This is a genomic window from Sphingobium sp. (assembly GCF_035511395.1).
GTDB lineage: Bacteria > Pseudomonadota > Alphaproteobacteria > Sphingomonadales > Sphingomonadaceae > Sphingobium.
In genome coordinates this window covers 1-2,465 of the sequence record NZ_DATKFP010000390.1, presented here as the reverse complement: position 1 = coordinate 2,465, position 2,465 = coordinate 1, and the positions used below count along the sequence as shown (strand labels likewise).

Genomic DNA, 2,465 nt, shown 5'->3' with positions numbered 1-2,465 from the left:
TGGTAGCGACTTGAGGCTCGCAACCCGTTGCCCATGACACCGACCCGATACACCGTTTCGCCTTGTACCTCGGCTAGCGGATGTCGGAGCATATAACCCAAATGGTTCATTATGTCAAGCTGCCAATAGTCGTCATCCCAGCGAAAGCCGGGACCGCTATGTACCCTTGAGGCGAAACCCCTCCGACAGCCACCCGCAAGCAAGCGCCTCATCCAAGGCGCGGCCCTGCCAGCGGTCCCCGGTCAAGCCGGGGACGACGGGCCTTCGGTTCAGAACCGGTAGGACAACCCTGCGCTGATGACCCAGGGATCGAGGTCGTGCCTGGTCTCCAGCACCTTGGCGCCATCGGCGTAGAAGCTGGCGGTGGGCTTGATGAAGTACTTCTTGGCGTCGAGCGAAATGCCATAGCCGCTCCGCCCCAGCGCGATGTCGACGCCGCCCTGCAGCGCGAGGCCGAGCGAATTGGACATCTTCACCTTGTCGACGCCGAGCGCCTGGGCGGTCGCGCCGGGCTTCTCGTCGAAGACGATGAACCATGCCGGGCCCGCGCCGACGTAGGGCTTGATCGGGCCACCGGTGTCGAGGTGGAACTTTGCGGTCAGCGTGGCGGGCAGGATCAGCACGTGATCGACCAGTTCGGTGCCGGCAAGGTCCGCCGCGCCGTTCACATGGTGCTGGGTGAAGCAGCAGATCGTCTCGACCGAGACCGCCTTGCTGAAGAAGTACTCGACCGCGAGCGTGGGCACGACATTGTCGTTCGCCTTGGCGTCGACGTCGACGACGCCCATGTCGGCCAGGGTATCGGCGAGGCCGCTGTCGATCGACTTGACCTTGTCGATGCCGCCGTCGGGCAGGACGCCTGTCGCCATGACCTTGACCTGGAACTTGCCATCCGGGCTGCCGGCCAGTGCCGGGCTCGAGAACGCGGTCGCGGCGGCCAGCGCGGCGGCGAGCGAAAGGGTGGGGAGGGCGATCTTGCGCATATCCGTGTCTTTCCGTGGCCGCCGGGGCCGCACCTTGCGGTTCCCCCCTCTTGAGCGGCACCGCCCGTCTGCGCTCCGGTGCCTCGGCTGCAATTGATCGCGCGCAAAAAACCGTGATTTTCCGAGGAATCGCGGCCTCAAGGGTATTTTTGATTCCCGTCAATGCGACTCCCCCGAGGAGCGCCCAAGGCCGAATCCGATCAGCAACTCACCTCGAAAAGAGAAGGCTTATGGTTTCGGTCCTCGCGCGGGCAGGCGTCTGGCTTGTCGTGCTCTTCCTGGCCGTCATGGCGCGGCTGCCGCGGATACGGCGAAGAATTGCCGAAATGAGAGTGGCGCCCGGCGCTGCGGCGGGTGCGGTATTGGCCTCGTCGCTCTCGTCCGCGGCCTTGCGGGCATCCTGCGCGGGCGCGGCGTTCGATTGGGTCTGCTGCGGCTGGGCCTGCTGTTGCGGGCGCGGCTGCGCGCCGGCATCTGCCTGCGCGTTGCGCGAATCGACGCCGAAGATGCGGGCGATCATGTCCTCCGCGTCCTCGTTGCCGGCGCGCGGCGGCTCGCTGCGTGCCTTGCGCTCGGCCTGCTGGCGGCGCATCTGCTCCATGCGGCGCATTTCCGCCTCGCGCTGCTGGCGGTCGTAGCGGCTGCGCTTGTCGGGATCGCGCAACAGGTCGTAGGCGCGGCCGGCCTCGGTGAAGCGCACGGTGGCGAGCGGATCGTCGTGATTCTGGTCGGGATGCACGGCTTTCGCGAGCGAGCGCCAGGCCGCCTTGATTTCCTCTTGCCCGGCGCTGCGTTTCACGCCGAGGATCGAATAGGGATCACGCATAACTTCTACCCGTTTCCGTTGTGGCGCCATGGTAGTGGCGAACGTCCTAATCGGCCCTTACGGATCAGGGTTTAGAAAGTGTTATCCCTGGCGATCGAAGGCCAGGAGCATCCACTCGCCGGAATTGCCCATGCAGGTGCGGCCGGTGAAGTTGGCGATGCCCTGGTAGGAATGTTTCGTGGTCACGAAATCCCGGCAGGTGCGGCCGGACCGGTCCTGATTCTCGGCGATGGAACTGATGACGCCGGCGCTGCCGGAGGCGGAATTCGCCCACGGGATCGCGTTGCCGCCGGTGCGGGCGAGGTCTGCGGACGACACGGCATTGCGCACGGTGATCTCGTCGGTCAGACGTTCCGTGTTGCCGTTGGATACGGTGCTGGTGCGCAGCGACGTGTCGACCTTGCTGTCGGAAAACAGGTCAAGGCCGCTCATGCAGCCGGAAAGGACGGTGCCGGACATCATGACGGCAAGAACCCCAAGGCCGCGCACCCAGTATCGCTTTGTGTACGGTCGCGTTTTTGTTATGTCTTTCACTCCAGCCTGCCTCATACAGCTAGATAGATCGGCATTGAGTTAAATATGAGTGACAATGCGTTAACAAGCGGTGACTTCACCGAGGAAAACGAACCCTACATCCTTTTCGGCCAATGGCTGGA

3 protein-coding genes are annotated in these 2,465 nt (G+C 64.2%); all 3 read right to left on the bottom strand.

Features of this window, described 5'->3' with window-relative positions; translation table 11 throughout:
• Positions 1 to 269 precede the first annotated feature (269 nt).
• Positions 270 to 983 carry an OmpW/AlkL family protein gene (locus VMR39_RS26470; RefSeq protein ID WP_325420871.1) on the bottom strand — a complete coding sequence of 238 codons (714 nt, stop codon included), beginning with the start codon at positions 981 to 983 and terminating at the stop codon, positions 270 to 272.
• Positions 984 to 1,191: 208 nt separating this feature from the next.
• Positions 1,192 to 1,809, bottom strand: coding sequence for a J domain-containing protein (locus VMR39_RS26465; protein ID WP_325420869.1), 618 nt, complete (start codon positions 1,807 to 1,809; stop codon positions 1,192 to 1,194).
• 81 nt (positions 1,810 to 1,890) lie between these two features.
• A complete protein-coding gene (locus VMR39_RS26460) occupies positions 1,891 to 2,271 on the bottom strand; it encodes an RT0821/Lpp0805 family surface protein (RefSeq protein ID WP_134649032.1) in 381 nt (126 codons plus the stop codon).
• Between the last annotated feature and the right edge of the window lie 194 nt (positions 2,272 to 2,465).